The organism is Pseudomonas yamanorum (assembly GCF_013386765.1).
GTDB lineage: Bacteria > Pseudomonadota > Gammaproteobacteria > Pseudomonadales > Pseudomonadaceae > Aquipseudomonas > Aquipseudomonas yamanorum_A.
In genome coordinates, this window is record NZ_JACARE010000021.1 from 110,519 (window position 1) to 135,567 (window position 25,049).

Genomic DNA, 25,049 nt, shown 5'->3' on the forward strand with positions numbered 1-25,049 from the left:
AGGTCGTGCTCATGCCATGTCATAAAAGGTGGCTATGTGACAGCAATTAATCCGACAACCTTCCCAACCTCTCCTACAATCCCTTCGTCCAGCGCCTGAGCCACGCTCGTACCTGGGCAGCCAACACCTACCCCGAATGGATTCAGAGAGGTCCACGTGCGTCTATCCCCTGTCTTTATGCTTATTGCCGGCATTATCGGCCTGGCCGGCTGCGCCACGCCCGACACAAAAACCGAATGGGGTTTGCAGACCATCCTGGCCCAACCCCTGGTGGCCGACAGCATCCTGCGCGATGGTGATGTGCTGAGTTTTCAACTGCCAACTAACGTGCCCAACCAGTCGATTCAGGTGGAGGCCGCGTGTTCGTCGAAACGCCTGCGACTGACCTATCTCAATAGCAATCAGCGGGTGTACTCCACGGGCAGTGCCCAGTACGGCCCGGGCTCCGGGATACCTGAGAAATTGCGGCCGATACTGGCTGCCAACCCTTCATTCATCCAAGCCTGCGCCCAAACGCCAACACCTGACTGGCGCCGGCTGAGTGCAGACGATCACGGCATTTGGTTGTTGCTCGATCGCAATAGCCTGAGCAAGGCGGGCGATGAGGTGCGCTTCTGGGGGGCGATCGATAGCCCGGTCATTCGCCAATCGCCGCCTCACAACGCGCCTTATGCGCAACAACGTGAGCGGTACGCTGTGTCTTGTGGCGCCGGCACGTTCAAGCGGCTGGCGAGTTACAGCCTGGACGCGAGCAATCAGGTCAGCGATGGCGGTGTCGACCGTTCGCCGCCCAGCCAAGCCATCGCCAGTGGCAATCCACAACAACGGGCGCTGCTCGCCAAGGTGTGCGAGGGCGCCGACAAGGTGGCAGGGCTGGAGCCGTTTACACCGCGCCTGATCGTACCGTTGCCCGTGACCTTGCCCGCCGTGGCGCCCGCGATATTGGCGGCGATCGAGCAGTTGAATCTCGACCCGCCGAGCCGTTCGCTCAAGTACCTGCGGGTGACGGGCACCTCGACATTTCGGGGCGTCACCGAGCCGGTCAAGGAGGAGCGTTTCTTTTCTAGCGACCCGGTCAGCGGGCAATTGAACGTCGCTCTACGTGAGGAAGATGGCGAGACCTATACCGCGGGATGGCGCGGCTTTCTCGCCCTGTACTCCAGGGCCTCATTCACCGAGGGCCCGCGTGGCATGCAGCAAACTACCACGCTCACCCAGCTGAGTTACAGCGGGGATTGGAAAAACCTGCCCGTCGGGGAAACGGTGAGCTACACCAGGGCCTTCTCCGTCGTTAACAACCGGGCCGGCACCCATGTCTCCAAACCCGCAACCAGTGACTGTCGGGTAGAACGCGAACTGGCGGCGAGCGAACTCCACCCCCGGCTGTTGGGCAAGGCAAAAGCGTTGGCCTGTCAGGACAGGGCCGAAGAGGTAGACCCGGTGAGTCGCATTTACTATCTGGAAGACTATGGCTACTTCTTCCGGGCCAGCCTCGACAAGAACCCTTACTCCTACAATGATCACCGGATCGACACATTCGAATAAGCACTCGTGTAGGAGCCATCGAGCCTAGCGAGGCGGCGATGCAGGCCCCTCGTGCTGTCAGGTACACCGAGGTGACCCCATCGCAGCCTCGCCAAGGCTCGACAGCTCCCACAGTAAGCAGTGACACCAACACTGTGGGAGCCGGGCTTGCCCGCGATGCAGGCGCCTCGGTCTTTCAGGTTCACCGAGGTGATCCCATCGCAGCCTCGCCAAGGCTCGACAGCTCCCACAGTAAGCAGTGACACCAACACTGTAGGAGCCGGGCTTGCCCGCGATGCAGGCGACTCGGTCTTTCAGGTACACCGAGGTGATCCCATCGCAGCCTCGCCAAGGCTCGACAGCTCCCACAATAAAACGGTGTCACCAACACTGTGGGAGCCGGGCTTGCCCGCGATGCAGGCGCCTCGGTCTTTCAGGTTCACCGAGGTGATCCCATCGCAGCCTCGCCAAGGCTCGACAGCTCCCACAGTAAAGCAGTGCCACCCACACTGTGGGAGCCGGGCTTGTCCGCGATGCAGGCGCCTCGGTCTTTCAGGTTCACCGAGGTGATCCCATCGCAGCCTCGCCAAGGCTCGACAGCTCCCACATAAACCTTTGCCCCCTATATCCTTGACGCCCCCTGTAGTGTTTCCAACAAAAAGCCGAAATCTGCCTTTACATGTAGCATTTACTACCAATACACTCATTCTCGCCAAGCCGTAGCAAAAACAACAAGGCGAGATATGACCAACCTACGCGATAAACTCACCGACGCCGCACTCAGCCCTACGCCCTCCGAGCGCAAGGTGATCCGTGCCCTGCTCGACCACTATCCACGCAGCGGCCTCGGCTCCATGGCGCGCCTGGCGGAACACGCCGGGGTCAGCGACCCGACCATCATGCGGTTGGTGAAGAAGCTCGGTTTCGGTGGTTACGCCGAATTCCAAGACGCGCTGCTCAGCGAAATGGACCACCGTCTGCGCTCCCCCATCACCCTGCTGCAACCTCGGGCGCACTCGTCCCAGGATGACGCCTGGACCACCTACCTGGATGACTGCAATCGCGCCCTTCAGGAAACCCAGGCCCTGACCCAGCCCGAAGACGTGCGCGTGCTGACCGAGTGGGTACTGGATACCAAGCACCAGGTGTTTGGCTTCGGCGGCCGCCTCAGCAGTTTTCTCGCGGGCTACCTGGTGAACCACTTGCGCCTGTTGCGCCCGGGCTGTCATGCCCTGGAAGACAACGCCCAGTTGCCCGACCGAATCCATGACATCCAGCGCCAGGACCTGGTGCTGCTGTTCGACTATCGCCGCTATCAAACCCAAGCCTTGCGCGTAGCCGCTGCCGCCAAGGCGCGGGGTGCTCGCGTGGTGCTGTTCACTGACATCTACGCCTCGCCGCTGCGGGAATTAGCCGACCTGATCATCAGCTCCCCGGTGGAGTCGGTGTCGGCCTTTGACACGATGGTGCCGGCCCTCGCGCAGGTAGAAGCCCTGATCGCCACCCTGACTCAACACAGCAACGGCCTGGATGCCCGGCTGGAAGGGATCGATGCCCTTCGCACGGAATTCGCGGCTCACCTTTTGGAGGAAAAATAACCATGTTCACGCTCCCCCATCATTCGCCTCGCGACCTTCCGTTCACTGCGGGCAACACCGCCTTGCTGCTGGTGGACATGCAACGCGCCTGGCTCGACCCGGCGCTCGACCCGCATTTGCAGGGCCCGCAAGCGGAATACTTCCTGAACCGCGCCCGGGAAACGGTGATTCCCAATCAGGTCCGGCTGTTGAATGCTGTGCGTGAAGCGCGGCAAAACGTTCTTCACACCATTATCGAAAGCCTGACGGCCGACGGCCGTGATCGCTCGCTGGATCACAAGCTGTCAGACATGCATTTGCCCAAGGGCAGCTACCAGGCCGGCGTGATTGACGAGCTGACGCCGGTGGAAAATGAAATCGTGCTGCCCAAGACGTCCTCCGGGGTCTTCAACTCCACCAACATCGACTACGTGCTGCGCAACCTGGAAACCCGACACCTGATCATCGCCGGTATCGTCACTGACCAGTGCGTGGACATGGCGGTCCGTGACGCGGCGGATCGCGGCTACCTGGTGACGCTGATTGAAGATGCCTGCGCCACTTACACCCCGCAGCGGCATCACGCCTGCCTGGAAGCGATCAAGGGTTATTGCTGGATCACCGACACTCAAACCGTGATCAACCGTTTGCAGGAGTTGCGCCCGTGAGCCTGATCCAGCCAACGGCAATGACCACCATCGTCACCACCGACCTGATTGGCGTGACCCGCGGGCGCTCGTTTCCCACTGAGGAGCTTGAGAGTTATCAGCAAGCCGGTGTGGGCTGGGTGCCGGCCAACAGCGCACTGACGCCGCAAGACCGGGTGGCCGAGAATAATCCCTGGGGCTCCTGCGGCGATTTGCGCCTGATCCCGGATATGAATACCCGCGTGCAGGTGCCCAACGGCCCGGACGCCCATGCGCCCGCACTCGACTTTTTCCACGCCGATATCTGCGAAACCGACGGCCAGCCCTGGGCCGCCTGCCCGCGCACGCTGTTGCGCAACGAGATCGTGCGTTATCGCGATGAGCTCGGCCTTGAAGTCACGGCAGCGTTCGAGCATGAGTTCAACCTAGGCTACAAAGACCCGAATAACGCTCATCACGCCTTCTCGCTTTCGGCCCAGCATCATGCCGCGTCTTTTGGCGGCTGGTTGTTGAGCGCGCTGAAAGCTGCCGGCGTCGAACCCGAGATGTTTTTGCCGGAGTACGGCAAGGCTCAGTACGAAGTCACTTGCCGCCCCACTCAAGGCGTGGCGGCGGCGGATCGGGCGGTGAATGTGCGGGAGATCACCCGGGAAATCGCCCGGCAGATGGGGCTGGATATCAGCTTCTCGCCCAAGCTGGAAGCCGATGGTGTGAGCAACGGGGTGCACCTGCATATCAGCTTGCAGGACCCGGCCGGTAACGCGGTGATGTACGACGCGCAGAGCAGCAACGGGTTGTCCGAAACAGGCCGGCAGTGGGCGGCGGGCGTGTTGAAGTTCCTGCCCGCGCTGTGCGCCTTCAGTGCACCCACGCCGATTTCCTACCTGCGCCTGAAGCCTCATCACTGGAGTGCGTCTTACGCCAACCTTGGCCAGCGCAACCGCGAAGCCTCACTGCGGATCTGCCCGACGATCACCATCGGTGGCAAGTCCCCGGCTAAGCAATACAACCTGGAGTTCCGCCCGCTGGATGCGACTGCCTCGCCGCACCTGAGCATGGCCACCGTGCTGATCGCCGGCCGACTGGGCATCCAGCAACAGCTCACGCTGGACAGCTCCTCCGATGAAGACCCGGAGTCCATGAGCGAAGCACAACGCCAGGCACACAACATCCTCGCCCTGCCCGACACCCTCGCCGATGCGCTGGCGAGCCTGCGCACCACCCCGCAACTGCTGGAACAACTGCCGCCCTTGATGATGGATGCCTACTTCGCATTGAAAGCCGAAGAACTCAAATCCACCGAGAAACTGACGCCAGCCGAATTGTGTGATCACTATGCCCGCCTTTACTGATTCCCCCGAACACGGCCTGTTCAAGAAACCGGTGTACCGGGTCAGCCGGGAAGCGTCCGAGCACCCGGTGATTCTGGTGTGCGAACACGCCAGTTCCTACATCCCCACCGAACTGAACGCCCTGGGCCTGAGCGATGAGGCGGCGAAGGAACATATTGCCTGGGATATCGGCGCACTGAAGCTGGCGGAACGGCTCTCAAAGGCCCTGGATGCGACGTTGATCTCGGCAGCCTATTCGCGCTTGCTGATCGACCTCAATCGCCCGCTGGAGGCGCCCGACAGCATTCCGCCCCGCAGCGAAATCTACGACGTACCGGGCAACCGGGAACTGCCAGAGAGCGTTCGCCGCTATCGTCAGGAACGCTTGTTCGCGCCCTTTCACCAGCGCTTGAGCGCCCTGATCGATGAGCGACTGGCCGCCGGTCGCGAGGTGCGAATCGTCGCCGTTCACAGCTTCACCCCGGTTTACCACGGCCAGCCCCGCACCCTGGAGGCCGGTGTGTTGTTTGCCGACGCCGCCAATTATGCCGACGGGATTCTGCAAGGCCTGGCCACCCAAGGCCTGAACGTCGCGGCCAACCAGCCTTACGAAGTGGATGTGCTCGGCGACATGACCGTGCCGTTCCACGGTGATCAGCGGGGCATTGATGCCGTGCTGCTGGAAGTCAGGAACGACCTGTTGCGAACGCCCCATGCACTCCAGTCATGGGCGGACTATCTGGCTCCACTGCTGTAGCTGCTGTTGTTGGCAAGACCGGTCTTACAACTATAAAAAAAACCGCCTGGGCGTCTTTTAACCTGCCGGGTTCAAGAACATGTTCAGCCGTTTCGGCGGCTGCGCATTCGCCTTACTTCATACGGAAGTACCCCATCATGGCAATTGAAGAGTTTGGCTATAAACAAGAACTGAAACGCAGCCTGTCCCTCACGGACCTGGTGATCTACGGGATGATCTTCATGATCCCCATCGCGCCGTTCGGCGTGTATGGCTACGTGAACGCCGAGGCGCCCGGCATGGTGCCGCTGGCCTACATCGTCGGCATGGTCGCGATGCTGTTCACCGCGTTGAGCTACGGCAGCATGGCGCGGGCGTTTCCGATTGCCGGCTCGGTGTATTCCTATGCCCAGCGCGGATGGAATCCGGGTGTCGGTTTTATTGCCGGCTGGTTGCTGTTGCTCGACTACTTGCTGATCCCGCCGCTGCTGTATATCTACGCCGCGATTGCGCTGAACCACCTGTACCCCGAGATTCCGAAAACCGCATTCATCCTGGCGTTCCTGGTCAGCGCCACGCTGGTCAACCTGCGGGGCATGACCTTTACCGCGCGCATGAACATCGTGTTCCTGCTGGCGCAACTGGTGGTGCTGGGGATTTTCCTGGTGTGCGCCTGGAAGGCCCTGCACGGTGGTGCCGGCAACGGCCACCTGACGCTGGCTCCGCTGTACAACCCCACAGGCTTCAACTTCGGGCTGCTGATGCAAGGCGTTTCAATCGCGGTGCTGTCGTTCCTGGGCTTTGATGCGATTTCCACCCTGGCGGAAGAAACCAAGGGCGATGCCGGGCGCAGTGTGGGCCGGGCGGCGTTGATCAGTTTGCTGGTGATGGGCGCGATCTTTGTCGCACAAACCTGGCTAGCCACCGACCTGGCGGCGGGCATGGGTTTCACCTCCGCCGACTCGGCGTTCTATGAAATCGCCGCGATTGCCGGTGGCAGCTGGCTGGCCTCACTGACGGCGATTGCCACTGCGTTGGCGTGGGGTGTGGCGGTGTCCATCACCTCACAGGCGGCAGTGTCGCGGTTGCTGTTCGGCATGGCCCGGGATGGCAAGCTGCCGGGGATCCTGGCGAAGGTCCATCCGAAGTACAGCACACCCTACCTGAGCATTTACCTGGTGGGCGTGCTGTCGCTGATCATCTGCTACTTCTTCATCGACACCGTGGACACCCTCACCTCGCTGGTGAACTTCGGTGCCCTCAGCGGCTTCATGATCCTGCACATCACGGTGATCAACTACTACTGGCGCCGCATGAAGTCCGGCAACGTGTGGCGGCACCTGATCACGCCGATCCTCGGCTTTGTGATCACCTTCGCGATCATGTTCAACATGGGCTTGCAGGCGCAGAAACTCGGGATTGCCTGGGTGGTGATCGGGCTGGTCTACCTGTGGTTCCTGAGCCGCAAGGGTGCGAGCCTGGTGTTGTCCAAGGACATCTGACGGCTAGCGCAGGGATTGCTGCAGGAACTCACTGATCAGGGTGAGTACCTGCTGCTGGATCTGCGGCTTGGGACGGGCGCCCTTGGCATCCAGGCAGATGAAGCCTTCGCCGGGGTCGCTCTGTTCAATCCGCTCCACCGCGCCCGGCTTGCACAGGGGCAGGAAAGTGAAGTGGGTGGCGTCGCTGATTTCCACATAGTGCGAAGTATTCGGCGGCAGGCGCTTGGCCAGGTCGGCAGACTCCAGCGCGGCGGGCAACTCCGGGGACGGCGTGCCCGCCGCAATCACCAGCGTGGGCCGGTGCAGCGCCGCCAGGCTTGCATCGCTGAAGCCACGGGCGAAGCCCAGGTCCAGGGACACGATGGCCGCCACGCGCGGGTCGCTCAAGTCCTCGGCCAGGTGCTTTTTGGCCTGCTCGGTACGGCCGGCTTCGATCAGTTCATACGCCTTGCAAGGGGCGATCTGCGGATGCACCTTGCAGTCCTCGGTAAAGCGCTGCGGGTCAAAGCGGGCGCCGCCGACTTCCAGTGCGGTCCAGCCACCGAGGGAGTGCCCCACTACGGCGATCTTGTGCTGGGCCACTGCGCCAAAGCGCTTGGGCTGGGCGATCACCGCATCAATCACCCGACGGATATCGAGGGGGCGCTTCCAGAGCTCGGAGGCTGCGGGCTGTGTGCGGTCCTTGCTGGTGGTGCCGGGGTGGTTGGGCGAGGCAACGATATAACCCTGCCCGGCCAAGGCGCTGGCGAGCCAGGACTGGTTGATCCAGTTGCCGAAGATGCCGTGGGAAATCACCACCAACGGATGCTCGCCGGCGGCAGGCGCGGCGTCCTTCAAGGCTGGGGCGCCGACAAAGACCGGGTTGTCCGCGATCAGTTGTGGCGTGCCAGCGGCATTGGTCGGGTACCACACCGCCACCTGTAACGGCCTGCCGTGCTCCGCGTCGGGAATCACGATTTCCTGGAATCCGATTTTGACGTCATTGGCCTGGGCCAGACCGGACACAACCATCAACAACAGCGCAGCACACAGCGTTTTCATCCTTGAGTTCCCTAAGTGGCTAAGCGCCATATTCTTGCACGACCATCGTGGGAAAGCAGGTGTGAAATCAATGTGCGTATAAAGCATGAGGCTATGGAAACCATCCGAATGGTATGGCTACTATGTAAGAACACTCCTTTCAGATCCCTCCCATGATCAAAGCCAGCCTGCGTAGTCACCTGACCCTATGGTTTGCCGGTTTGTCGCTGCTGACATTGGTTAGCGTAGGTTTCTACGTTGGGCACATCGCCACCGAGCAACTGAAACTCGCCAGTGGCAACGCGCTGTTAAGCACCGCCCGTTCCACCGCCGCGCTGTTGGCGGTGCAACTGCGTGAACGCCAGCTGGAAGTATCACTGCTCAGCCGCGCGCCGCTGTTCAGCCGTGGAAACCTGGACGATCCGGATATCCTGACCTCCATGGAACAGCGCACCCAGTCCCGCGCCGAGTATGCGTGGATGGGCGTGGCCGATACCGATGGGCGTGTGCGCCAGGCGGTGAATGGGCTGCTGGTGAACCAATCGGTAACGCAGCGCCCCTGGTTCCAGGCCGGCTTGCAGGGCAACTACACCGGCGATCCCCACGAGGCGGTTCTGCTGGCCAAGCTGCTGCCGGGCGCCAACGGCGAGCCCTGGCGCTTCATCGATTTTGCCGCGCCGATTCGCAACGCCGAAGGCAAGGTGATTGGGGTACTGGGGGCTCACGCCCATTGGACCTGGGTGACGCAAATTGTCGAGGCCGCCAAAGGGACCGCGCCGGACATCGAGGCCCTGATCATCGACAACGACGGCAAGGTGCTCTACCCGGAACAACTGGCCGGCCAGCAACTGCCCCAGGACCGCCTGGCCAATGATACCGGCTGGTCGGTCGACAACGGCTACGTGACCAGCGCCGTGGCGGTGCCCAGCCCGTCGAATTCCAGCCTGACGTGGTACATCGTGATGCGCCAGCCGCTGGAAATCGCCCTGCAACCCGCCCGCGTGCTGCTCTACAAGCTGCTGCTGTTGGGCGTGATCGCGGCGGTGGTTTTCGGCTTCGTGGCGTATTACCTGGCGTCCTACCTCAGCCGGCCTATCGAGGAGTTGGCGCGCTCGGCCAAACAGGTCCAGGACCAACAGCCCGGTGCCTACTTCCCCCAGGACCATTTCGTGCGGGAGATCGCCCAGCTCGGGCGCTCGATCAAAAGCATGACCCAGTCCCTGCTTGGCAAGGAGCGCGAACTGCAAGAGACCAACGCGTCTCTGGAGGCCACGGTCGCCCAACGCACCATCGCCCTCACCCAGGCCAACGCCGAGTTGCTGAACCTGGCCAGCCACGATGCGCTGACTGGCGTCTACAACCGTCGGCGCTTCGATGAAAAGCTTGCCGAATACAGCCTTTTGTTCCAGCGCAGCGGGCGTGCCTTCGCGCTGCTGCTGATCGACGTTGATCATTTCAAGCGGATCAACGATACCCATGGGCATGCGGTCGGGGATGACGTGCTGCGCCACCTCGCACAGTTGACCCAGGAAACTATCCGCACCACCGACTTTGTGGCCCGCTACGGCGGTGAAGAGTTTGCGGTGCTGCTGCCGGAAATCGAAGCCCCGGACAGCCCCGATGGGGTGGCCGAGAAGATTCGTGCGGCCATTGCCGGGGCGCATTTTGAGACGGTCGGGCAGATCACGGTGAGTATTGGCATCGGCCTCGCCGAGGCTTCGGACAGCGACACAACGGTGCTGATCAGGCGTGCGGACCAGCAGTTGTATCGGGCCAAATCATCAGGGCGTAATCAGGTAGCGTGAGTCATCCTGACGGCCAGCCGCCCAGGACACAGCAGTGCTCTTTCGGCCCCAAACCATGCTGGTAATGATATTTAATCTCATTATAATGCCCAGCTTTCGCGCATAGGACGGTGTGGGGCGTTATGGATAACGGGGACAGTCAGCACAAACTGAGCGCGCTATTTATCGGCCAGCGCCCTGCACTGGTTCGCATGCTCGCCCGCGTCACCGGCTGCGCCAGCCTGGCCGAAGACCTTGCCCAGGAAACCTACCTCAAGGTGGCCAAGGCGCTGAGCGCCAGGCCCATCGAACATATCCGTCCATTCCTGTACCAGACCGCGCAGTACCTGGCGTTTGATCACTTGCGCAGCCAGCGCAGCAAGCGGCGCTTCGAATGCCAGGTCGCGGATGAAAGCTACCTCGCGCAGATACCCACATCCGCCCCGGGCCCGGACAACCATGCGCAAAGCCAGCAGCAACTCAAGCGCTTCGAGCAAGTGCTTGCGACCCTGCCCAAGCGCCAGCAGCAAATATTGATCCTCGATAAACTGCGGGGCTTTTCCAAAGCGCAGATTGCACAGCAACTGGACGTGTCCTTGAGTACCGTCGAAAAAGACCTGCGCAGTGCGCTCGATGCCTGTACCAGAGCCACTCAGGAGCAGGCTTGCGATGACTGATTCAATCGAAGTGGCTCGCCAACAAGCCACCGACTGGTTTGCCCGGCGCGATGAAGTGGCCGGCAATCCGTTGCTGCGCCATCAGTTCGAGCAATGGCGTAACGCATCAAACGCTCACGCACAGGCGTATCAAGCCCTCGAAACGATGTGGAACGACCTCGCCTTCGAACAAGCCCTGCGCAACCTTGAGACCAGCCTGCACATCCCTGAACGCCCGCGTGCCAGGCGCCGCCGGTCGCGACTTTTCGCGGTGGCTGCCTCGCTGTTGATCATGCTGGTCGGCGGATGGATCGCCGATGTGCCCATGCGCCTGCGCGCCGACCACATGACCTCGGTTGCCGAGGTCCAGCGCCTGACCCTGGAGGACGGTTCGCAGATCGTCCTCGGCAGCCACAGCGCCATCAGCACTCACATGAAGGGTCCGCAGCGACAGATCCGTCTGTTGCGCGGCGAAGTGTTTATCGAGGCGTTCCATGACGCATCTCGCCCGATGATTGTTGAAAGTGCAGGTGCCAAAGTCACCGTCGTCGGCACTCAATTCAGCGTGGCGCTGAACCATCTGGATGTCACCGTGGCGGTGCGCGAAGGCCGGGTCAACGTTGCCGACAGCAGCGGCCAGCAAAACCTGTTGCTGGCGGGTAGCTGGCAGCAGTTGAAGCAGGATCATCTGCAGGACGCCCACACCGAAGGTGCAGAGCGGCAAATGGCCTGGGTCAACGGGCGACTGTCGTTTCAGGACGCGCCGCTGGCCGAAGTGCTCGACACCCTCAAACGCTACTACCCTGCCCCGATCTGGCTGCTCGACGCCGAGGCGGCAAAGGTTCGGGTCAGCGGCAATTACCGGCTGGATGACCCGTTGGCCATCGTCCAGGCATTGAGCAAGGTCGCCGCGACCCACGTCACCCAACTACCCGGAAAAGTGCTGGTCATCCACTAAGCCGGACAGCCCGTAGCGTTTTATGAAAAAAGTTTTACGGGTTTCAAAGTCTCAACCCGTCAGGGGTTTGTTATTGCAAACAATTCCTATTCGTTACGGGGCTCGTATGTACTTTCCAACTCTCCACTCGACGCACGCTCGCAGCGCGCTGGCGCTCGCGGTTTTCCTGGCATGCGCGCAGGCAACGGCGGCCGAACCCAACACCGCGCCCGTCGCAAGCGACCAGTCGAAAACCTACGCGCTGGCCATCCCCCGGCAGCCCCTGGCCAACGCGCTGGATCAGTTGAGCGAGCAAAGCGGCCTGCAGATCGTCTACTCCTCGGACCTCGCCGCCGGCATCGAGTCCCCTGCCATCAACGGCACCATGACCACGCGCCAGGCCTTGGCCAAACTGCTGGCCGGCACGCGCCTGCGGGTTGAGCAGCACGGCGACAATGCGGTGATGCTCGAAGCATTGGCGGCCACGGGCGCCCTGGAGTTGGGCGCCACCCACGTGGTCAGCAACCAGCTCGGCACTGTTACCGAAGGCTCCGGTTCCTACACGCCGGGCACTATCGCCACCGCCACGCGCCTAGTGCTGACACCCCGGGAGACGCCGCAGTCGATTTCCGTAGTGACGCGCCAGGCCATGGACGACTTCGGCCTCAAGTCCATCGACGACGTGATGCGCCATACCCCGGGCATCACCGTGGCAACCTATGACAGCGACCGCACCAGCTACTATTCCCGTGGTTTCGCCATCCAGAACTTCCAGTACGACGGCATTCCGATTCTCCAGGATGCGCAATATTCCTCCGGCCATACCCTCACCGACACCGTCATCTACGACCGGGTGGAAGTGCTCAAGGGTGCCACGGGATTGTTGACCGGCGCCGGCGGCCCCGGCGGCACCATCAACATGGTGCGCAAGAAACCCACCGCCGAGTTCAAGGGCTACGTAGACCTGGGTGCGGGTTCATGGGACAACTACCGCTCGGAAATCGACGTCAGCGGGCCCCTCACCGAGACCGGCAATGTGCGCGGGCGCGCCGTCGCGGCGTATCAGGACAAGCACTCGTTCATCGACCACTACCAGCGCCAGACGAGTGTCTACTACGGGATTCTGGAGTTCGACCTGGCACCGGACACCTTGCTGACCGTCGGCGCCGATTATCAGGACAGTGATCCGCAGGGCTCCAGTTGGTCGGGCAGCGCCTCGCTGTTCAATTCCAAGGGCCAACCCATCAGCAACTCCCGCTCGTTCAACAACGGGGCCAAGTTCAGCAGCTGGGAGCAGTACACCCGCACCGTGTTCTCGACCCTGGAACATAACTTCGACAATGGCTGGATGGTCAAAGGCCAATACAATCACCAGATCAACGGCTACCACGCGCCACTGGCCGCACTGCTCGACCCTGACGCCGTCACCGGCAAGGCGCAGATGCTGACGCGCAAGTACACCGGCGAGACCACCAGCGACACCGGCGACCTGTATGCCAGCGGGCCCTTCAGCCTGTTTGGCCGCGAACACCAACTGGTGCTGGGTACCTCGGTATCGCGCTCGCGCTGGCTGGGCCGTGACTACACCAACGCCACCAACCTCAACAACAGCTACGACTACTTTGGCTGGGACGGCGATGCGCCCGAACCGGATTGGGGCCCGCAGACCAAACGTAACGATGAAACCACTCGCCAGAGCGCCAACTACGCCACCGGCCGTTTCAGCCTGGCCGACGACCTGACCGTGCTGCTCGGTGCCCGCGTCAACAACTACGAAGTCAGCGGCACCAGCCAGATCAAGGACACCGGCAAAGTCGTGCCCTACGCCGGTGTGGTGTACGACCTCGACGATCATTTCTCGGCCTATGCCAGCTATACCGAAATCTACCTGCCCCAGGACGACTACCGGGATGGCAACGACAAGCCACTCAATCCCGACGAAGGCAAGAACTACGAGATCGGCCTCAAGGGTGAGTTCTTCGACGGGGGCCTGAACGCCAGCCTCGCCTACTTCGAAGTGCATGAGGAAAACAAGCCGGTGGACGATCTGGACTATGTCGCCAACAGCTACCCGGGGCTTGATTACGCGTCCAAGGGCGTCAAGGCCAAGACCAAGGGCTATGAAGCGGAGATCACCGGCGAAGTGGCGCCGGGCTGGCAACTGGCGGCAGGCTACACCCACAAGATCATGCGCGATCAGGCGGGCGATAAACTCTCCACCTGGGAGCCGGAGGACCAGGTCAACCTCTACACCACCTACAAGCTCAAGGGGCCGCTGGACAAACTGACCCTCGGCAGCGGCGTGCGCTGGCAGGGCACGGGCTGGAAGATCCTCGAACACAATGGCATCAAGGAAAAGTTTTCCCAGGATCCGTTGTGGCTGGTGGACGTGATGGCGCGCTACCAGATCACCGACCAACTGTCGGCCACCCTCAACGTCAACAACGTGTTCGACAAGTCTTACTACACCAACATCGGTTTTTATAACTCGTCGTATTACGGTGACCCGCGCAACGTGATGCTGAGCACCCGCTGGAATTTCTGACAGAGGGGCTGTTAACGTGGGCGGGTGCCCACTTCGACGTGCCCTGCCCATGTCCATCGCCGATAACCTGCTCGCCTTCACCTTCGCCGCGACGCTGTTGACCCTCACACCCGGGCTGGACACGGCCCTGGTGTTGCGCACCGCAACGGTCGAAGGCAAACAACAGGCGTTGCGCGCCACCTTGGGCATCAACGCCGGCTGTTTACTGTGGGGCGCGGCGGTGGCCTTTGGGCTGGGCGCGCTGATTGCCGTGTCCGAGGTGGCCTTCAACGTCTTGAAGTATTGCGGTGCGGCTTACCTGGCGTGGCTCGGCTTGAACATGCTGGTGCGCCCGCGCCGCTCATTGGCGTCTGTCGAGGCCGACGGAAAACCCGGCGCCAACTGGTTCCTGAAAGGCATGCTGGGCAACGTCCTGAATCCCAAGGTCGGGATTTTCTACGTGTCGTTCCTGCCGCAGTTCATTCCCCAGGGGCATTCGCTGGTGGGATGGACCTTTGGCCTGGTCAGCATCCATGTGCTGATCAGCCTGGTGTGGTCACTGATACTGATAGGCGCCACGCAGCCATTGGCAGGCGTGCTGCGGCGTGAAAAGGTGATCCAGTGGATGGACCGCACCACCGGCATGATCTTTGTGCTGTTTGCCGCCCGGCTGGCCTTCAGCAAGCGCTGAGGTCAGCGCCGGTCCCGGTGCCGCACCAGGCCTTCGAGGGTAAACCGCGCCTGCATCAGCACCACATCCCGCACCAACTCCATTTCCTTCTGGTTCACTTCCGTCCAGTTCAGGGCCGAGAGCAGCTTGGGCTTCTGCACCCGAAAGGCCAGGCCCTGGGTGAACAGCGCCATGGAATGGATCACCGTACGCTCGTCGTCGACCGCAAGGCCGGCCAGGCGTGCGATCAACAGCCGGATCACATTGGCAATGCGCGATTTGAAGCGCTCTTCAAAGGCCATCGTCGCGCTTTCCGGGCACAGGCCGGCTTGATGGCGATCCATAAACGCACGCCACACGGTGGTTTGGGGGCTGTCCTGAATCGTCGAGACCACCGTGCCGAGGATACCCAATGAGACTTCGATCAGCGCCTGATCGTTGACCTCAGGGTCGGCCAGCGCGCTTTCCGCCGCTTCAACGGAGGGCGACATTTTTCGCCATAACAGCGCAATCAAATGCTCGACGCAGGCCAGATACACGCCTTCCTTGCCATCGAAGTAGTACTGGATCGCCGGTGCATTGACCCCGGCGGCGTTCGCAATATCCCGCGTGGACGCGCCGTCGTAGCCGCGCTCGCCAAATACCTCAACGGCAGCCTCGACGATCCGCGCGCGAGTTTCCTCGCCTCGCTGATAACCCCCTTCGGCGGCTGGTTTGTGTCGTGCCATGTGCAACTCCATTTTTTTAACGTAACCAAAATATACCAGTTGACAAATTTTCGTGGAAAAACGAATTTATTCCAACTGATATAAAACTGGAGTGACTTGATGTCCGCTGCACCTCCCTCTTCTCAGGTCATTCCTGATACCACCGTCAACGGCCAACGCGGCAAAGCCCGAGGCATCCTGCTCACACTCGCCGGCGCAGCGCTGTTGGCCGGGCTGGCATGGGGCGCCTGGTGGTGGCTCACCGGACGGTTTATCGAGACCACCGACGACGCCTACCTGCAAGCCGACAGCATCAGCGTGGCGCCGAAAATCAACGGCTACGTGGCCGAAGTGCTGGTGGCCGACAACCAGAACGTCAAGCGTGGCGACGTGCTGGTACGCCTGGATGCCCGCAAATACCAGGCGGTCAGTGACGAAGCCTCGGCGACGATTGCAGCCCGCGAGGCCGACTTTGCCAAGGCCCAGGCCGACCTGGTGCAGCAGGACTCGACCATCGCCGAAGCCCGCGCCCAACTGCAAGGTGCGCAGGCCGATGCCCAGCATGCGCAAACCGAAGTCGCACGTTATGCACCGCTGGCGCGCTCCGGGGCCGAGCCTGAAGAACGCCTGGCCCAGCTCAACAACCAACTGGCCCAGGCCCGCAGTACCGTGGCCGCCAAGCAGGCGGCGTTGCGCTCCAGCCAGACCCGCTACGGCACCCTTGAAGCCCAGCTCAAGCAAGCCCAGGCGCAACTCGGGGTGGCCAAGGCCAGCGAGGCCCAGAGCCAACTGGATGTGGACGATGCGGTGATCCGCAGCCCCCTCGACGGGCGCATCGCCGACCGTGGCGTGCGCGTCGGCCAATACGTGCAGCCGGGCACACGCCTGCTGACCGTGGTGCCGGTGAGCGCGATCTACCTGACCGCCAACTACAAGGAAACCCAGATCGGCGAGATGCACACCGGGCAGGTCGTGACCGTGCACGTAGACGCGCTGCCGGGCCACGACATCCAGGGCCATATCGACAGCCTGTCCCCCGGCACCGGCGCACAGTTCGCCTTGCTGCCACCGTCGAACGCCACCGGTAACTTCACCAAGATCGTGCAGCGGGTGCCCGTGCGGATTTCCCTCGACCTGCCGGATGACGACGTTCGCCAGGCGCTGGTACCCGGCTTGTCCGCCACCGTGGAAGTCGACACCCGCACCCACAAGGCAGATGCCAACCATGGCTGAAGCCATTTTGACCGAGGTGCCCGCGGACAAACCGCGCAACGCCTCGCTGACGGACTGGATCGCGGTCGCCGCCGGTTCGCTGGGGGCATTGCTGGCGACCCTGGACATCTCGATCACCAACTCGGCCCTGCCGCAGATCCAGGGCCAGATTGGCGCCACCGGCACGGAAGGCACGTGGATCGCCACCGGTTACCTGATGTCGGAAATCGTCATGATTCCCCTCGCCGCCTGGCTGACCCGGGTGTTCGGCCTGCGCCGGTTCCTGATCGGCACCGCGTTGATGTTCACGTTTTTCTCGATGTTCTGCGGGCTGTCTTCAAGCCTCGGCGCGATGATCGCCGGGCGCATCGGCCAGGGTTTTGCCGGCGGCGCGATGATCCCAACCGCACAAACCATCGTGCGCACCCGCCTGCCCGCTCACCAGCTGGCAATCGGCACCACGATGTTCGGCATGACGGTGATTCTCGGCCCGCTGTTGGGCCCGGTGATTGGCGGATGGCTCACGGAAAACATCAACTGGCGCTGGTGTTTCTTCATCAACCTGCCCGTCAGCATCACCCTGATTACCCTGCTGATCACCGGCCTGCCGAGTGAGCGGATGAACCTTCAACAGTTCATCAAGGCCGACTGGCTGGGCATCCTCGGCCTGGCCATGGGTTTGAGTTCGCTGACCGTGGTGCTGGAGGAAGGCCAGCGTGAGCATTGGTTCGACTCGCAGTTGATCATCTGGCTGAGCATCACGATGGTGGTCGGTTTCTTCCTGATTGCCGTTGGGCAGGTCCGGTCGAGTACGCCGATCCTGCGCCTGCAACTGGTGCTTAACCGCAGCTTTGGCAGTGTGCTGCTGATTGCCACGGCGGTCGGCGCCGGGCTCTATGGCACGGCTTACCTGGTGCCGCAGTTCCTTGGCATCCTGTCGGGATATAACGCGCAGCAATCGGGTTCGATCATGTTGCTGTCGGGCGTTCCGGCGTTTCTGCTGATGCCGATTTTGCCGAGAATGCTCGGCCGCCTGGACCTCAGGATGATGGTCGGCGTGGGCCTGTTGATGTACTGGGCCAGCTGTTTTCTCGACACCCAGCTCACCGCCCAAAGCGTCGGGCATGATTTCTACTGGTCGCAAATCCTGCGGGGCTTCGGGCAGATCCTGGTGATGATGCCCCTCAGCCAGCTGTCCATGCGCTCGGTAGAGGCGCGAGATGCCGGTGATGCGGCCGGGCTCTACAACATGTCACGCAACCTCGGTGGCACCCTGGGGCTGGCGCTGCTGGGCGTACTGATGGATCGGCGCAGCCACTTCCACGACGACATGCTGCGCGAAGGCATCCAGGCCAACACCCAGCTGACCCAGGACCAAATGGCCAGCGACACCGCCAGCTACCTGGCGCAAACCGGTGATCCGTCCACCGCTTCGCTGCAAGCCCTCAGCCACCTGGCCAGCGACATCGCCCAGCAAGCGGCGGTGATGGCCTACAACGACGCTTTCTACGTGCTGGGACTCGCCATGCTGGCGTGCCTTCCCCTGATCTTCATCCTGAAAAAGCGCGCGGCGCAGGCAGGCCAACGAACATGATTTATCGCTCACTTCCCCTGCTCTTCACCGTCGGCCTGCTGGCGGCCTGCACCGTGGGGCCGGACTACCACGGCGCGCCGGATGCCGCGCCAAAAACCCTGGCGGCCGGACGCTTGCCTCACGCAGGCAGCGATGCGAGTACGCCGGGTGTCGCCCAGTGGTGGCAAACCCTCGGTGACCCGCAACTCAACCAGCTGGTGGCCCAGGCGCTGCAAAACAGCCCGGACATGGCGACCGCACAGGCCCGACTCAAGCAATCGCGCGCCAGCCTGAGCGGCGCCAACGCCGACGCCCTGCCCAAGATCACCGGCGATGCCGCGATGCTCAAACTGCGCTCCCCCGACACGTCGGCGCTGGGTGGCAGCGGTGGCGGCGGACGCGGGCCATTGAGTCTTTACCTCGCCGGCTTTGATGCCAGCTGGGAGGCCGATCTGTTTGGCGGCACCCGTCGTGCAATCGAGGCAGCCCAAGCCGAAAACGACGCGTCACAGGCGCAGTTGGCCGATGCCCAGGTACAACTGGCCGCCGAGGTGGTGCAGACCTATGCCGACCTGCGCGACCAACAGGCGCGGCTCGCGCTGGTGGATGCCAGTGTCGACACCGAGGAGCAGGCGCTGGACCTGACCCAACAACGGCGCAGTCGTGGCGTGGCCTCACAGCTGCAACTGGAACAGGTGCTGACCCAAGCGGAAAACACTCGGGCTCAACGCCTGCCGCTGCAAGCGTCAATCGTCGAGGCGGTGGATCAGTTGAACCTGCTGTGCGGCCTCGAGCCGGGCGAGCTGGATGCACAACTCAGCACGCCTCGCGCCCTGCCCGCCATCCCGAGCCAGGTGCCGTTTGCCGACCCGGCGACGATCCTCAAAGCCCGGCCCGATATCCGCGTCGCCGAGCGCCAGCTGGCTTCCAGCAACGCGCAGATCGGCGAGAAAACCGCCGACTGGTTTCCCAAACTCAGCCTGATGGGCGACCTGTCATTCTCGGCGGCGGATCCCGGGCACCTGGCGCGCAAGGACAGCGGCACCTGGTTGCTGTTGCCAAGGCTGACCTGGAACGCCCTGGATTTCGGCCGGGTGGCGGCCAGTGTCAAAGGTGCGCAAGCCGGCCGCGATGAAGCCCTCGCCCACTACAAAAGCGTGGTGTTGAGTGCGTTGCGTGACGCGGATGTGGCGTTGGCCCGGTATGGCAACCAGCGGCAGAACGTGGTGCTGCTGAGGAATGTGGAGTCGTCGGCGGTACGGGCGGCGGACCTGACGCGCCAGCGTTATAAAGCAGGCACGGCGAGTACGCTGGACTGGCTGGATGCGGAGCGTACGCGGTACCAGGCGCAGGAAAGCCGGATTTCCGGGGATGCGGCGTTGCTCAAGGACTTTGCGTCGTTGCACAAGGCGCTCGGGCTGGGATGGACGTTGTAAACGCTTAACCCTGTAGGAGCCGGCTTGCCGGCGATGGCATCAACTGGGTGTACCTGATACACCGAGGTGCCTGCATCGCCGGCAAGCCAGCTCCTACAGGGGTCTTCCTTAACAGGTCAGCGGGCGGTATTGGCCCGCGCCGAATGCAGCTTCTTGTAGCTGTCAATCAACCGCAGATGCCGATCCAGCCCTTCCAGCTTCATGCTCGTCGGCGTCAACCCGTAGAACCGCACACTGCCGTTCACCGAGCCAATCGCCGCATCCATCCGCTCGTTGCCAAACATCCTCCGGAAGTTGACTTCGTAATCCGCCAGCTCCAGGTCTTCGTCCAGTTCCATCTCCAGCACCGCATTCACGGCCTGGTAGAACAACCCGCGCTCAACCGTGTTGTCGTTGTACTGCTGGAACATTTCCACCAGTTCCTTGGCTTCTTCAAACTGCTGCAAGGCCAGGTAAATCAGCAGCTTCAATTCCAGAATCGTCAGCTGACCCCACGCCGTATTGTCATCAAATTCGATGCCGATCAAGGTGGGGATGTCGGTGTAGTCGTCCAGCTCGCTTTCCACCAGACGCTCAACCAGGCCCTTCAACTCGGCTTCGTCGAGGCGATGCAGGTTCAGGATGTCTTCGCGGAAAAACAGCGCCTTGTTGGTGTTGTCCCAGATCAGATCGTCGATCGGATAGATCTCCGAATAGTCCGGCACCAGGATCCGGCAGGCGGTCGCGCCAATGTGCTCGTACACCGCCATGTACACTTCCTTGCCCATGCCTTCGAGGATGCCGAACAACGTCGCGGCCTCTTCGGCGTTGGAGTTTTCACCCTGGCCTGAGAAGTCCCATTCGACGAACTCGTAATCCGACTTGGAACTGAAGAAGCGCCACGACACCACGCCGCTGGAGTCGATGAAATGTTCCACAAAGTTGTTCGGCTCGGTCACCGCGTGGCCTTCAAACGTCGGCTGCGGCAAGTCGTTCAGGCCTTCGAAGCTGCGGCCTTGCAGCAGCTCGGTCAGGCTGCGCTCCAGCGCGACTTCCAGGCTTGGGTGCGCGCCGAACGAGGCAAATACGCCGCCGGTGCGCGGGTTCATCAAGGTCACGCACATTACCGGGAATTCGCCGCCCAGGGACGCGTCCTTGACCAGCACCGGGAAGCCCTGGGCTTCCAGGCCCTGGATACCGGCCAGGATGCCGGGGTATTTCGCCAGCACTTCCTGGGGCACATCCGGCAGCGCAAATTCACCTTCGATGATTTCACGCTTCACGGCGCGCTCGAAGATCTCCGACAGGCACTGCACCTGGGCTTCAGCCAGGGTGTTACCCGCACTCATGCCGTTGCTCAGGTACAGGTTCTCGATCAGGTTGGACGGGAAATACACCACCTCACCATCGGACTGGCGCACGAACGGCAGCGAAACAATCCCGCGTTCCTCGTTGCCGGAGTTGGTGTCGTACAGGTGCGAACCGCGCAGCTCGCCGTCGCGGTTGTAGATGTGCAGGCAGTGCGCGTCGAGGATCTCTGGCGGCAGTTCGTCCTTGCGGCCAGGCTTGAACCAGCGCTCGTCCGGGTAATGCACGAACGCCGCGTTGGCGATGTCTTCACCCCAGAACTGGTCGTTGTAGAAGAAGTTGCAGTTCAACCGCTCGATAAACTCGCCCAGTGCCGACGCCAGCGCGCCTTCCTTGGTCGCACCCTTGCCGTTGGTAAAACACATCGGTGAGTGGGCATCGCGGATATGCAGCGACCATACGTTGGGCACGATATTGCGCCACGAAGCGATCTCGATCTTCATGCCCAGGCCCGCCAGGATGGCCGACATGTTGGCGATGGTTGTTTCCAGCGGCAGGTCCTTGCCCGCGATGTAAGTGCCTGCATCGGACGCCGCGCTCGGCATCAGCAGTGCCTGGGCATCGGCGTCGAGGTTTTCCACTTCCTCGATCACAAACTCCGGCCCGGCCTGCACCACTTTTTTCACGGTGCAGCGGTCGATGGAACGCAAGATGCCCTGGCGGTCCTTATCGGAGATGTCCGCCGGCAACTCCACCTGGATCTTGAAGATCTGGTTGTAGCGGTTCTCCGGGTCGACAATGTTGTTCTGCGACAGGCGAATGTTGTCGGTGGGGATGTTGCGGGTTTCGCAGTACAACTTCACAAAGTAAGCCGCACACAACGCCGACGACGCCAGGAAGTAATCGAACGGACCGGGGGCCGAGCCATCGCCCTTGTAGCGAATGGGCTGGTCGGCCACCACGGTGAAGTCGTCGAACTTGGCTTCAAGTCGAAGGTTGTCGAGAAAATTGACCTTGATTTCCATGCGGGATTACCAGAATAGCGAGCAAAATATGGCCGCCATTATCCGGGTTTCGAGGCGTAAGTCTTGTGCTTTCGGGCCTGGCTGATGGTTGGTGGTTGCGATCAGCCGGCCTGGAAGTCCGCGATCTGTTGCCACATCGCAACGGGATTGGAGTACATCGGGAAGTGCCCGCACCGGGCAATCGGCGCCAGTCGCACGCCATGGGCCTGGATATGCGCCAGGTACGACAGATGGGAATTCTGCTCGCCATACATGAACATCCGCGGGCATTCCAGGCCGAGGAACTTGCCCATCAGGTCGCCATTGTCGGACAGGTTGACCATCGACTGGAAAATCCCCCGCACCGCACCGGCGCGCACCTTGTGCCGCAGGCTCGCCGAATACAGCGCGCTGGCGTAGGCCGGCGCGTGGCGGGTGCGCTCGATGAAGGCGCTGAAAAATGCCTCGGGATCCTCTGCCGGGTAGTCGACGATCTGCCGGCTGAGGAAGCAGTCTTCCGGGGCGATATTGCCTTCGATATCGACAAAGCTCAGCACCCGGCCCGGGAACTGATGGGCCAACATCAGCGCGGTGAGCCCGCCCATGGAGTGGCCCACCAGGTGGAAGCGGTCGATGTCGAAATGCTCGAGCACCTGCACGGCGGTCTGCAGCAGGAACGGGATGGAAACCTTCGACAGGTCGCCGCACTGGCTTTCACCGCAACCGGGGGCGTCGTAGGCAACAAACGGGTGACTATCGAATGCTGGCTGCAGGACGATGTCGGCGTAGTCTTCCTTGGTGGAGCCGAAGCCATGCAGGAACACAATCGGTGCCAGGGTGCCGGCGCGGTGGATTGTGGCGATGTTCAACGGTACGCCGTCGACGGTCATGGGGAGCTGGGTATGGGTGAATGGCATGGTGAAGACTCCCTGAAAAACCGCTAATTTCAACGGTCTTCAGCGTTCTGTAAATTCCTGATTCAAGAAGGTATTCATAGCCTGATCGTATGCATCACTGAATCACCGCCACCGCCTCGGCAAACTGCGTATCGCTGACGTCATCGTTACCGCCCGTGCTGCGAAAACTCAGCAGCGCCTGTTCGAAATACGCGCCACGAATCTCGCCGTCGGACCCGACAAACGCCAATGCGTCATTCTTGGCCGAAAGAAAGCTGCCCGGGCGCGTCGTCAGTTCCGACGTGAACAAGGTGAAGGTGGAGAACCTCAGGCATGACCAGCCCAGCGGATCGTCGGCAAAGGAGATGCCGTCTTTGGCCTGGGCGGAGGTGGTGATGAGCAAGGCGAAGATGAGCGCGAAGACTCTCAACGATCAGCCGCCAGTTCACAGACAGCCGTGCCCTTTATACCCGAGGCTTGCATGCTGACCTGCCGCACGGAAAAGCCGGGGTGCGTCACCGTTTTCTTTTCAGACCATGGCCCGCCACTGGCGACTTGGTAGCTGATGGAGCCATCGTCGGCCCAAGCCAGGCGCAGTGAGTAGACCCCGTTGTGATCGGGAGTGGTCAGGACCAGGCTATCGGTGACCCGCTGTGCCTTGTTGAACAGCCGCAGTTGGAAAGCCCGTTGGTCGTCGGTACCTAGCGGGTAGCTGGAGAGAAACAGGATATTGTCCTGGGCATCGTCCTCGCCCGCTCCGAGAATGACCGAAGACACCCATTCCTCACCGAGATTGTTTTTTTCAGTGGTCACGTTGCAGGTCAACTGCCCGTGATTTCCGACTTTCTGCTTGAGGTAGCTGCCGTAATAACCGTGTGGCACATTGAACTTCAGCGTTTGCACAGGCCCGGTGCTGCAGCCGAACAGCAAGCCCAAAAACGATAGCCCGATCACTCCTTGAAAAACCTTCACGCGCGCTTCCTTCCTTGAAATGGCCAGTTACATCGGGGTGCAAGGCTAACCGTCTTGCCCTGCGCGCACAACCGTCACCCTACCCCGCGCTCAGCCCCCACAACACATCCAGCACGTGCTGCGTCGGCCGTTCGACGTCTCCGGCACGATGCGCGATACCCAACTGGCGCCACAACAACGGTTGCAATGGCCGCATCACAATTCGGCTGTCGGTCAACGGTGTGGACGCTTCATGAGGCAGCAACGTTGCGCCATAACCGGCGGCCACCAGGCTTTTGATCGCGTCGTTGTAGTTCAGTTGAATGCGCGGCGTGGGCTGGTAGCCGTCATTGGCAAACCACTCCGAGGTCAGGCGCGAAAGCCGGGTGGTGGTGTCATTCAAAATCAAGGGCTGGGCAGCCAGCCAGGCAGGTGTGACCACCTCCGGGCATTCCCGGCGCGCCGGCAAAAAAGCCATGACCGGGTCGCGCCGCCAGGGCTCGATGCGCAACCCTTTGACCGGCGCCTGCGGCAGCGCCACCAGGCCGATTTCCAAAGCACCCTCGGCGAGCTTCTTCAAAGTGTCCTGGGAGGTGAGCACCGCGACCTGCACATCGATGGCGGGATGGTGTTGGCTCAAGGTCTCCAGGGCTTGGGGGAGCAACTGCGCGATGGCCCCGGTGGAAGCTCCCAGTCGCACACGCCCGGCGAGGCCCTGGACCTGACGTTCCACATCCTCCAGTGCCTGTTCCGCATCCGCCAGCAATCGGCGTGCGCGCTCCACCAGGGTTTCACCAATCGCCGAAGGCTGCACGCGCCCACGGGTGCGTGACAACAACTGCCCGCCCACTCGGGCTTCCAGGTCGGCAATGTGCAAGCTGACGGTGGGCGGCGCGAGATTCAGCATACGGGCCGCCTCGGCAAAGGAACCCAGGTCGGCAATCGCCACCAGGGTGCGCAAACGATCCAGGCTGATTTCCCGCATGGGCGACTCCTCGTTCAGAAAACCTGAATTCCATCGTTTGTAAATTCAACTTTTCCTATCCTAACCGCTCACCGAAGATGGGGACACCTG

21 protein-coding genes are annotated in these 25,049 nt (G+C 61.8%); 14 read left to right on the forward strand and 7 right to left on the reverse strand.

All coding sequences use genetic code 11. The features are described 5' to 3' along the window. The first annotated feature begins 156 nt into the window (after positions 1–156). The 6 genes from HX875_RS17800 (at position 157) to HX875_RS17825 (ending at position 7,317) form a co-directional block, all read left to right on the forward strand. A complete protein-coding gene (locus HX875_RS17800) occupies positions 157–1,545 on the forward strand; it encodes a hypothetical protein (RefSeq protein ID WP_177044189.1) in 1,389 nt (462 codons plus the stop codon). Between the two features lie 722 nt (positions 1,546–2,267). Continuing rightward, positions 2,268–3,122: a MurR/RpiR family transcriptional regulator gene (locus HX875_RS17805; RefSeq protein WP_177044190.1), complete on the forward strand. Its 855-nt coding sequence runs from the start codon at positions 2,268–2,270 to the stop codon at positions 3,120–3,122. 2 nt (positions 3,123–3,124) lie between these two features. Continuing rightward, positions 3,125–3,769, forward strand: a complete 645-nt coding sequence (locus HX875_RS17810; RefSeq protein WP_177044191.1) for an isochorismatase family cysteine hydrolase — start codon at positions 3,125–3,127, stop codon at positions 3,767–3,769. Further along, a complete protein-coding gene (locus HX875_RS17815; protein WP_371321484.1) occupies positions 3,766–5,100 on the forward strand; it encodes a glutamine synthetase in 1,335 nt (444 codons plus the stop codon). Before HX875_RS17810 ends, HX875_RS17815 begins: the two co-directional genes overlap by 4 nt. Then, positions 5,084–5,836, forward strand: a complete 753-nt coding sequence (locus HX875_RS17820) for an N-formylglutamate amidohydrolase (RefSeq protein WP_177044192.1) — start codon at positions 5,084–5,086, stop codon at positions 5,834–5,836. The genes HX875_RS17815 and HX875_RS17820 overlap by 17 nt, the downstream gene beginning before the upstream one ends. Before the next feature lie 137 nt (positions 5,837–5,973). After that, positions 5,974–7,317: an APC family permease gene (locus tag HX875_RS17825; protein WP_177044193.1), complete on the forward strand. Its 1,344-nt coding sequence runs from the start codon at positions 5,974–5,976 to the stop codon at positions 7,315–7,317. A 3-nt stretch (positions 7,318–7,320) separates the two neighbouring features. Here HX875_RS17825 and HX875_RS17830 read toward each other — a convergent pair whose 3' ends face one another. Further along, positions 7,321–8,358 (reverse strand): alpha/beta hydrolase family protein, encoded by a 1,038-nt coding sequence (locus HX875_RS17830; protein WP_177044194.1) that lies wholly within the window; start codon positions 8,356–8,358, stop codon positions 7,321–7,323. A gap of 152 nt (positions 8,359–8,510) precedes the next feature. Here HX875_RS17830 and HX875_RS17835 point away from each other — a divergent pair, with 152 nt between their 5' ends. The 5 genes from HX875_RS17835 (at position 8,511) to HX875_RS17855 (ending at position 14,929) form a co-directional block, all read left to right on the forward strand. Then, the gene (locus HX875_RS17835; RefSeq protein WP_177044195.1) at positions 8,511–10,142 is read left to right on the forward strand and encodes a sensor domain-containing diguanylate cyclase; all 1,632 of its coding nucleotides are present in this window, start codon (positions 8,511–8,513) and stop codon (positions 10,140–10,142) included. A 122-nt stretch (positions 10,143–10,264) separates the two neighbouring features. Beyond that, on the forward strand, positions 10,265–10,798 hold the full coding sequence (locus HX875_RS17840; protein WP_177044196.1) for an RNA polymerase sigma factor: 534 nt from the start codon (positions 10,265–10,267) through the stop codon (positions 10,796–10,798). Further along, on the forward strand, positions 10,791–11,735 hold the full coding sequence (locus tag HX875_RS17845; RefSeq protein ID WP_177044197.1) for a FecR family protein: 945 nt from the start codon (positions 10,791–10,793) through the stop codon (positions 11,733–11,735). The genes HX875_RS17840 and HX875_RS17845 overlap by 8 nt, the downstream gene beginning before the upstream one ends. 106 nt (positions 11,736–11,841) lie before the next feature. Beyond that, positions 11,842–14,259, forward strand: coding sequence for a TonB-dependent siderophore receptor (locus HX875_RS17850; RefSeq protein ID WP_177044198.1), 2,418 nt, complete (start codon positions 11,842–11,844; stop codon positions 14,257–14,259). Between the two features lie 49 nt (positions 14,260–14,308). After that, positions 14,309–14,929, forward strand: coding sequence for a LysE family translocator (locus HX875_RS17855; protein ID WP_177044199.1), 621 nt, complete (start codon positions 14,309–14,311; stop codon positions 14,927–14,929). A 2-nt stretch (positions 14,930–14,931) separates the two neighbouring features. Here HX875_RS17855 and HX875_RS17860 read toward each other — a convergent pair whose 3' ends face one another. Continuing rightward, positions 14,932–15,636 carry a CerR family C-terminal domain-containing protein gene (locus HX875_RS17860; RefSeq protein WP_177044200.1) on the reverse strand — a complete coding sequence of 235 codons (705 nt, stop codon included), beginning with the start codon at positions 15,634–15,636 and terminating at the stop codon, positions 14,932–14,934. A gap of 99 nt (positions 15,637–15,735) precedes the next feature. Between HX875_RS17860 and HX875_RS17865 the strand changes: the two genes are divergently transcribed. Genes HX875_RS17865 through HX875_RS17875 form a run of 3 tightly spaced genes read left to right on the forward strand, consistent with a single transcriptional unit; the run spans position 15,736 to position 19,836 of the window. Beyond that, a complete protein-coding gene (locus HX875_RS17865; RefSeq protein ID WP_177044201.1) occupies positions 15,736–16,848 on the forward strand; it encodes an HlyD family secretion protein in 1,113 nt (370 codons plus the stop codon). After that, entirely contained in the window at positions 16,841–18,421 is a 1,581-nt protein-coding gene (locus HX875_RS17870) for a DHA2 family efflux MFS transporter permease subunit (protein ID WP_177044202.1), read from the forward strand. Before HX875_RS17865 ends, HX875_RS17870 begins: the two co-directional genes overlap by 8 nt. Continuing rightward, positions 18,418–19,836 carry an efflux transporter outer membrane subunit gene (locus HX875_RS17875; protein ID WP_177044203.1) on the forward strand — a complete coding sequence of 473 codons (1,419 nt, stop codon included), beginning with the start codon at positions 18,418–18,420 and terminating at the stop codon, positions 19,834–19,836. Before HX875_RS17870 ends, HX875_RS17875 begins: the two co-directional genes overlap by 4 nt. A 116-nt stretch (positions 19,837–19,952) precedes the next feature. Here the strand turns inward: HX875_RS17875 and HX875_RS17880 are convergent, their stop codons facing one another. The 5 genes from HX875_RS17880 to HX875_RS17900 form a co-directional block, all read right to left on the reverse strand. Next, on the reverse strand, positions 19,953–22,148 hold the full coding sequence (locus tag HX875_RS17880) for an OsmC domain/YcaO domain-containing protein (RefSeq protein ID WP_177044204.1): 2,196 nt from the start codon (positions 22,146–22,148) through the stop codon (positions 19,953–19,955). Between the two features lie 101 nt (positions 22,149–22,249). After that, complete coding sequence (locus tag HX875_RS17885; RefSeq protein WP_177044205.1) at positions 22,250–23,044, reverse strand: alpha/beta fold hydrolase; 795 nt, start codon at positions 23,042–23,044, stop codon at positions 22,250–22,252. A gap of 94 nt (positions 23,045–23,138) precedes the next feature. Continuing rightward, positions 23,139–23,453, reverse strand: a complete 315-nt coding sequence (locus tag HX875_RS17890) for a DUF2388 domain-containing protein (protein ID WP_177044206.1) — start codon at positions 23,451–23,453, stop codon at positions 23,139–23,141. After that, positions 23,450–23,995 carry a hypothetical protein gene (locus tag HX875_RS17895; RefSeq protein ID WP_371317262.1) on the reverse strand — a complete coding sequence of 182 codons (546 nt, stop codon included), beginning with the start codon at positions 23,993–23,995 and terminating at the stop codon, positions 23,450–23,452. Before HX875_RS17895 ends, HX875_RS17890 begins: the two co-directional genes overlap by 4 nt. A 79-nt stretch (positions 23,996–24,074) precedes the next feature. Beyond that, positions 24,075–24,959, reverse strand: coding sequence for a LysR family transcriptional regulator (locus HX875_RS17900; protein WP_177044207.1), 885 nt, complete (start codon positions 24,957–24,959; stop codon positions 24,075–24,077). Positions 24,960–25,049: the final 90 nt, after the last annotated feature.

What these genes read in the sequence shown, in the direction of transcription:
- HX875_RS17805 (WP_177044190.1), top strand. Translation starts at nt 2,268, where the DNA reads ATGACCAACCTACGCGATAAACTCACCGACGCCGCACTCAGCCCTACG.
- HX875_RS17810 (WP_177044191.1), top strand. Translation starts at nt 3,125, where the DNA reads ATGTTCACGCTCCCCCATCATTCGCCTCGCGACCTTCCGTTCACTGCG.
- HX875_RS17820 (WP_177044192.1), top strand. Translation starts at nt 5,084, where the DNA reads ATGCCCGCCTTTACTGATTCCCCCGAACACGGCCTGTTCAAGAAACCG.
- HX875_RS17825 (WP_177044193.1), top strand. Translation starts at nt 5,974, where the DNA reads ATGGCAATTGAAGAGTTTGGCTATAAACAAGAACTGAAACGCAGCCTG.
- HX875_RS17830 (WP_177044194.1), bottom strand. Translation starts at nt 8,358, where the DNA reads ATGAAAACGCTGTGTGCTGCGCTGTTGTTGATGGTTGTGTCCGGTCTG.
- HX875_RS17835 (WP_177044195.1), top strand. Translation starts at nt 8,511, where the DNA reads ATGATCAAAGCCAGCCTGCGTAGTCACCTGACCCTATGGTTTGCCGGT.
- HX875_RS17840 (WP_177044196.1), top strand. Translation starts at nt 10,265, where the DNA reads ATGGATAACGGGGACAGTCAGCACAAACTGAGCGCGCTATTTATCGGC.
- HX875_RS17845 (WP_177044197.1), top strand. Translation starts at nt 10,791, where the DNA reads ATGACTGATTCAATCGAAGTGGCTCGCCAACAAGCCACCGACTGGTTT.
- HX875_RS17850 (WP_177044198.1), top strand. Translation starts at nt 11,842, where the DNA reads ATGTACTTTCCAACTCTCCACTCGACGCACGCTCGCAGCGCGCTGGCG.
- HX875_RS17855 (WP_177044199.1), top strand. Translation starts at nt 14,309, where the DNA reads ATGTCCATCGCCGATAACCTGCTCGCCTTCACCTTCGCCGCGACGCTG.
- HX875_RS17860 (WP_177044200.1), bottom strand. Translation starts at nt 15,636, where the DNA reads ATGGCACGACACAAACCAGCCGCCGAAGGGGGTTATCAGCGAGGCGAG.
- HX875_RS17865 (WP_177044201.1), top strand. Translation starts at nt 15,736, where the DNA reads ATGTCCGCTGCACCTCCCTCTTCTCAGGTCATTCCTGATACCACCGTC.
- HX875_RS17870 (WP_177044202.1), top strand. Translation starts at nt 16,841, where the DNA reads ATGGCTGAAGCCATTTTGACCGAGGTGCCCGCGGACAAACCGCGCAAC.
- HX875_RS17875 (WP_177044203.1), top strand. Translation starts at nt 18,418, where the DNA reads ATGATTTATCGCTCACTTCCCCTGCTCTTCACCGTCGGCCTGCTGGCG.
- HX875_RS17880 (WP_177044204.1), bottom strand. Translation starts at nt 22,148, where the DNA reads ATGGAAATCAAGGTCAATTTTCTCGACAACCTTCGACTTGAAGCCAAG.
- HX875_RS17885 (WP_177044205.1), bottom strand. Translation starts at nt 23,044, where the DNA reads ATGCCATTCACCCATACCCAGCTCCCCATGACCGTCGACGGCGTACCG.
- HX875_RS17900 (WP_177044207.1), bottom strand. Translation starts at nt 24,959, where the DNA reads ATGCGGGAAATCAGCCTGGATCGTTTGCGCACCCTGGTGGCGATTGCC.